Source organism: Streptomyces torulosus (assembly GCF_001419765.1).
GTDB lineage: Bacteria > Actinomycetota > Actinomycetes > Streptomycetales > Streptomycetaceae > Streptomyces > Streptomyces torulosus.
This window is the reverse complement of sequence record NZ_LIRK01000865.1, coordinates 1-5,030: the sequence shown is the minus strand read 5'-3', so window position 1 is coordinate 5,030 and position 5,030 is coordinate 1. Positions and strand designations below refer to the sequence as shown.

4 protein-coding genes are annotated in these 5,030 nt (G+C 71.6%); 2 read left to right on the top strand and 2 right to left on the bottom strand.

Features of this window, described 5'->3' with window-relative positions; genetic code table 11:
• Together AOK23_RS41560 and AOK23_RS41555 are read right to left on the bottom strand one after the other, a co-directional pair.
• Positions 1 to 1,464 (bottom strand): alpha/beta hydrolase (locus AOK23_RS41560; protein ID WP_063791501.1); only part of this gene is annotated, 1,464 nt, incomplete at its 3' end.
• A 162-nt stretch (positions 1,465 to 1,626) separates the two neighbouring features.
• Positions 1,627 to 2,670 carry an Rv2578c family radical SAM protein gene (locus tag AOK23_RS41555; protein WP_055717579.1) on the bottom strand — a complete coding sequence of 348 codons (1,044 nt, stop codon included), beginning with the start codon at positions 2,668 to 2,670 and terminating at the stop codon, positions 1,627 to 1,629.
• Between the two features lie 210 nt (positions 2,671 to 2,880).
• Between AOK23_RS41555 and AOK23_RS41550 the strand changes: the two genes are divergently transcribed.
• Together AOK23_RS41550 and AOK23_RS41545 are read left to right on the top strand one after the other, a co-directional pair.
• The gene (locus AOK23_RS41550; protein ID WP_055513323.1) at positions 2,881 to 3,324 is read left to right on the top strand and encodes an SRPBCC family protein; all 444 of its coding nucleotides are present in this window, start codon (positions 2,881 to 2,883) and stop codon (positions 3,322 to 3,324) included.
• Positions 3,325 to 3,516: 192 nt separating this feature from the next.
• The coding region (locus AOK23_RS41545) for an MDR family MFS transporter (RefSeq protein ID WP_157878318.1) at positions 3,517 to 5,030 on the top strand (1,514 nt) is incomplete at its 3' end.

The following is a 5,030-nucleotide window of genomic DNA, read 5'->3' as shown; positions in this document are numbered from 1 at the left end:
CGACGGCACGGTGCCGCGCGGCACCGTGCCGTCGGTCAGATAGGCGGCCAGATGCCGGTCCAGACAGGCGTTCCCGCTCAGCGAGATGCCGTGGTTCCCGCCGCCCTGCTCGACCACCAGGCTGGAGCCGCGCAGCAGGTGATGGGTCATGACACCGCCCTCGTACGGGGTGGCGGCGTCGTCGGTGGCCTGGAAGATCAGGACCGGTGGCAGCGCGTCGTTGGAGACGTCCACGGGGTTGAGGGACGCCGTGGGCCAGAACGCGCACGGTGCGTTGTACCAGGCGTTGTTCCAGGTCATGAAGGGTGCCTTCTCGTACACCCCCCAGTTGTCGTCACGCCACCGGTCCCAGTCGCGCGGCCAGTGCGCGTCACGGCACTGCACCGCGGCGTAGACGCTGTAGCCGTTGGCGCCCGCGGTGTCGACGGCGGCGAAGTTCTCGTACGCCTCGACCAGCGGGTCGTCGTCCTTCTTGTTCACGAACGCCGCGAACGCGGCGGCGAGGTCGGGCCAGTAGCCGTTGTAGTACCCGCCGGGCAGGAAGGTGTCCTCCAGTTCGGAGGCGCCCACCTTGCCGTCCGCGGGCTTCCTGGCCAGCGCCGACCGCATCGCGTACCACTTGCCCTCGACCTTCCGCGGATCGGTGCCGAGCCGGTAGGTCCCGTTGTGCTTGGCGATCCAGGCCATCAGCGCCCGGTGGCGGTCGTCGAACGCGTGGTCCTGCTGGAGATTGTTCTCGTACCAGACGCCGGTGGGGTCGACGACCGAGTCCAGCACCGCGCGCCGTACCCGGTTCGGGTGGAGCTTGGCGTACACGGCGCCCAGATAGGTGCCGTACGAGTACCCGAAGTAGTTGATCTTCTTCGCGCCGAGCGCCGCGCGGATGGCGTCGATGTCCTCGGCCGCGCTCACCGTGTCGATGTACGGCAGCACGTCCCCGTACTTCGCGGCGCACGCCCGGGCGAAGTCCTCGGCGCGCTTCAGATTCGCCTTCTCCGTCTTGCCGGTGTCCGGCAGGGAGTTGGGGCGCACCGGCGCGAACTGGGCCGGCCGGCAGTTCAGGGCGGGCCTGCTGGCGCCGACGCCGCGCGGGTCGAAGCCGATGACGTCGTACTGCGCGGCCACCTTCTTCGGCAGGGAGGAGGCGAGGTAGCCGGCCAGGGTGAGTCCGCTGCCGCCGGGGCCACCGGGGTTGACCAGCAGCGGTCCCTGGTACTTCTTCGCGGTGTGCGGCACGCGCGACAGGGCGAGCGTGATCTTCCTGCCCCGCGGGTCGGCGTGGTTCAGCGGCACCTTCAGGGAGGCGCACTGGAGGGTCGGATACGCGCTGGTGGCGCACTTCTTCCAGGAGAGCTTCGCCACCGGGGCGGCCGCGGAGCCGCCGCTCGCGTCGGCGGGGACCGCCGTGACCATCCCGGCCAGCACAGCGGCGGCACCGCACAGGGCGGTCGCGCGTTTCTTCATCTGTCAGGTCTCCCAGGACGGAGGATGTCGAGCCGTGCACACCACGGCCTTTGGTCGCATCGTCCCGGAATGAGGGCGCGGAAGAACCCGGTCTGTCACATCTTGACCCGATCGGCGATGAAGGAGCGCCCGGATGACCCCGAACCGGTCAGGGATGTTCTTTCAGAGAAGTGTCAGTTGGGTGGGTGCCGTGTCCGGCGCCTGTTCCGCCGGGGCCGGCTCGGGCGGCGTGAGCCTCCTCGGCAACCCCGCGCGCCGGGGGCCCATGCCGAACTCCTCGGCCAGTTCGTGGACCTGACGGGTCACCTGCCGCTGGTACCACTTCGGGGCGTACGCCCCCTCCGCGTACAGCCGCTCGTAACGCCGTACGAGATGGGGGTGATGGCGCTCCAGCCAGGCCATGTACCACTCGCGCGCGCCCGGCCGCAGATGCAGCACCAGCGGTGTCACGGAGGTCGCCCCGGAGGCCGCGATCGCCCGGACGGTGTCGCGCAGCCGGTCCGGGTGGTCGCTGAGGAAGGGGAGCACGGGGGCCATCAGCACCCCGCAGCCGATGCCGTGGTCGGCGAAGGTCCGCACGATGTCCAGGCGGCGCTCCGGCGCCGGTGTGCCCGGCTCGACCGTGCGCCACAGCTCCTGGTCCGTGAAGCCGACGGAGACGGAGATGCCCACCTCGGTGACCTCGGCGGCCTGCCGGATGAGGTCCAGGTCGCGCAGGATCAGCGTGCCCTTGGTCAGGATCGAGAAGGGGTTCGCGTGGTCGCGCAGGGCGGCGATGATGCCCGGCATCAGCCGGTAGCGGCCCTCCGCGCGCTGGTAGCAGTCCACGTTGGTGCCCATCGCGATGTGCTCACCGCGCCAGCGCGGTGAGGCCAGCTGGCGGCGCAGCAGCTCGGGCGCGTTGACCTTCACCACGATCTGGGAGTCGAAGTCGTGGCCCGTGTCCAGGTCCAGATAGCTGTGGGTCCTGCGGGCGAAGCAGTAGACGCACGCGTGCGTGCAGCCGCGATAGGGGTTCACCGTCCACTCGAACGGCATCCGGGAGGCCCCCGGGACCCGGTTCACGATCGATTTCGCCCGGATCTCGTGGAAGGTCATGCCCCGGAACTCGGGTGTGTCGAAGGTGCGCGTCGTCACCGCTTCCGCGCCGAACAGCGCGGCGTCCCGGGCCGTGGCGGGGTTCTCGGCCAGATGGTCCCAGCGCATGGACGCCTCCTCGGTTGCTCTGACCTCAGAATAGAACACACGTTCCCATGATCGTGCGAATGGGCTTTCGAACATCGTGTGAAGGTCTCGCCGGGAGGGATCCCCCGCGGGTCGCCCGCCGCCCTTGTGGCCCCCCGATTTGGGCCGTCCGGCCGGGTGGTGGTTGGCTTTCCGCACATCCCCGAGTTACCAAGTGCTGGAGGAAGTGCAATGGCGCAGGTCGAGGCCACGACGGAACGAGTCGTCGCGGCGGACGCGGAGACGGTGTTCGACACCCTGGCCGACTACAGCGGCACGCGCGGGAAGCTCCTGCCCGAGCACTTCAGCGAGTACGAGGTGCGCGAGGGCGGCGACGGCGAGGGCACCCTCGTCCACTGGCGGCTCCAGGCCACCAGCAAGCGCGTCCGCGACTGCCTCCTGGAGGTCACCGAGCCCTCCGACGGCGAGCTCGTCGAGAAGGACCGCAACTCCTCCATGGTCACCGTCTGGCGGGTCACCCCCGCCGGCGAGGGCAGCTCCCGCGTCGTCGTCACCACCACCTGGCAGGGCGCCGGCGGCATCGGCGGCTTCTTCGAGCGGACCTTCGCCCCCAAGGGCCTCGGCCGGATCTACGACGCCATCCTCGCGAACCTCGCCACCGAGGTCGAGAAGTAGGCGTTCCGAAGCATCCCGCCGCCGCCCCCGCGGCCCGGCCCAACGGGCGGCACACCGGCACCCCTTGCGCCCCTCACCGGTTCGAGTGGATCTCCGTCGCGCTCCCCGGGACGCCGTAACTCGTGGCCCTTACCGGCAGTTGCCGCTTGACGCGGGAACTGTGCGGTAGGTGCCACGAGGGGAGCGGTACGGATGAGCGCGACCACACTGCTGAAGGACGAACCGGCCAGCGCCCCCGCGCCATCGCCGCCCGCCGCGCCCCCACCGCTCGCCAGCGGCCGCGTCCGCTCGGTGTTCTGCGCCCTCCTGCTCGTGCTGCTCCTCGCCGCCCTGGAGCAGATGACCGTGGCCGTCGCGCTCCCGCGCCTCGCAGGTGAACTGCACGGCCGGGACCGGATGTCCTGGGTGATCACCGCGTATCTGCTCGCGGCCACCGTCACGCTGCCGGTCCACGGCAGGCTCGGCGAGCTGTACGGCCGCAAGGGCGTCTTCCAGTTCGCGCTCGTCGTCTTCCTCGCCGGGTCGGCCCTCGCCGGCTGGTCCCGCACCATGGACCAGCTCATCGCGTTCCGCGCCCTCCAGGGCGTCGGCGCGGGCGGTCTGATGACCGGCGTCCAGGCGATCGTCGCCGACATCGTGCCGGATCGGCACCGCGGCCGCTACCTTGGCGCGGTCGGCGCCGTGTTCGGCCTCGCCTCCGTCACCGGTCCGCTCCTCGGCGGCTATCTCACCGACCAGCTCTCCTGGCGGTGGTGCTTCTACGCCAACGTGCCCCTCGGCCTGCTCGCCCTCGCCGTCGTCACCTTCGCGCTGAAGTCACCGCGGAGGGAGCCCCGCAGGCCCCGGCGGCGGCTCGACGTGGTCGGCGCGCTGCTGCTCGCCGTCACCTCGACCTGCCTGGTGCTGGCCGCCGGCTGGGGCGGCACGACCCACGCGTGGGACTCCCGGGTCGTCCTCGGGCTCGGCGCCGGCGCGGTCGCGGCGACCGTCCTTCTCCTCGTCGTCGAACGGTTCGCGGCCCATCCCCTCATCCCCCTGCGGCTGTTCCGGGACCCGGTCTTCGTCGTCACCGGGCTCGTCGGGCCGGCCATCGGTGCCGCGCTCTTCGGGGTGGCCAGTTATCTCCCGGCCTGGCTCCAGCTGGCCGACGGCGCCTCCGCGACCGAGGCGGGCGTCCTCATGCTGCCGATGACGGCCGGCATCGTCGCCGCGTCGGTCGTCTCCGGCCGGCTCATCGGCCTCACCGGGCACTACCGGACCTACCCGGTCCTCGGCAGTGCCCTGGCCGCCGCCGGGATGTGGCTGCTCTCCCGCCTGGAGCCCGACACGCCCCGGCTGCACTTCGGCCTCTGGACGGCCCTGCTGGGCGCGGGCATCGGCATGGTGATGCCGGTCCTGGTCCTCGCTGTGCAGCACTCCGCACGGCCCCAGGACGTCGGCACCGCCACCCACGCGAGCAACTACCTCCGGCAACTCGGCGGAAGCGTGGCCGTCGCCCTCCTCGGCACGCTGCTGACGGCCCGGCTCGCCGACCGCCTGCCCGCCCCCGCGGACGGCGGTCCCGACCCCCGGTTCCTCACCGCCGGGCCCGTCCACGAGCTGCCGGCCCCGCTGCGCGCCGCGTACGCCGAGGGCTGGGCCGACGTCCTGCCGCGCCTCTTCCTGTATCTGGCGCCGGTGCTCGTCCTCGGGCTCCTCGTCGCCCT

Excerpts from the sequence above, each read along its gene's own strand:
- AOK23_RS41555 (WP_055717579.1), bottom strand. The coding sequence starts at position 2,670 with ATGCGCTGGGACCATCTGGCCGAGAACCCCGCCACGGCCCGGGACGCC.
- AOK23_RS41550 (WP_055513323.1), top strand. The coding sequence starts at position 2,881 with ATGGCGCAGGTCGAGGCCACGACGGAACGAGTCGTCGCGGCGGACGCG.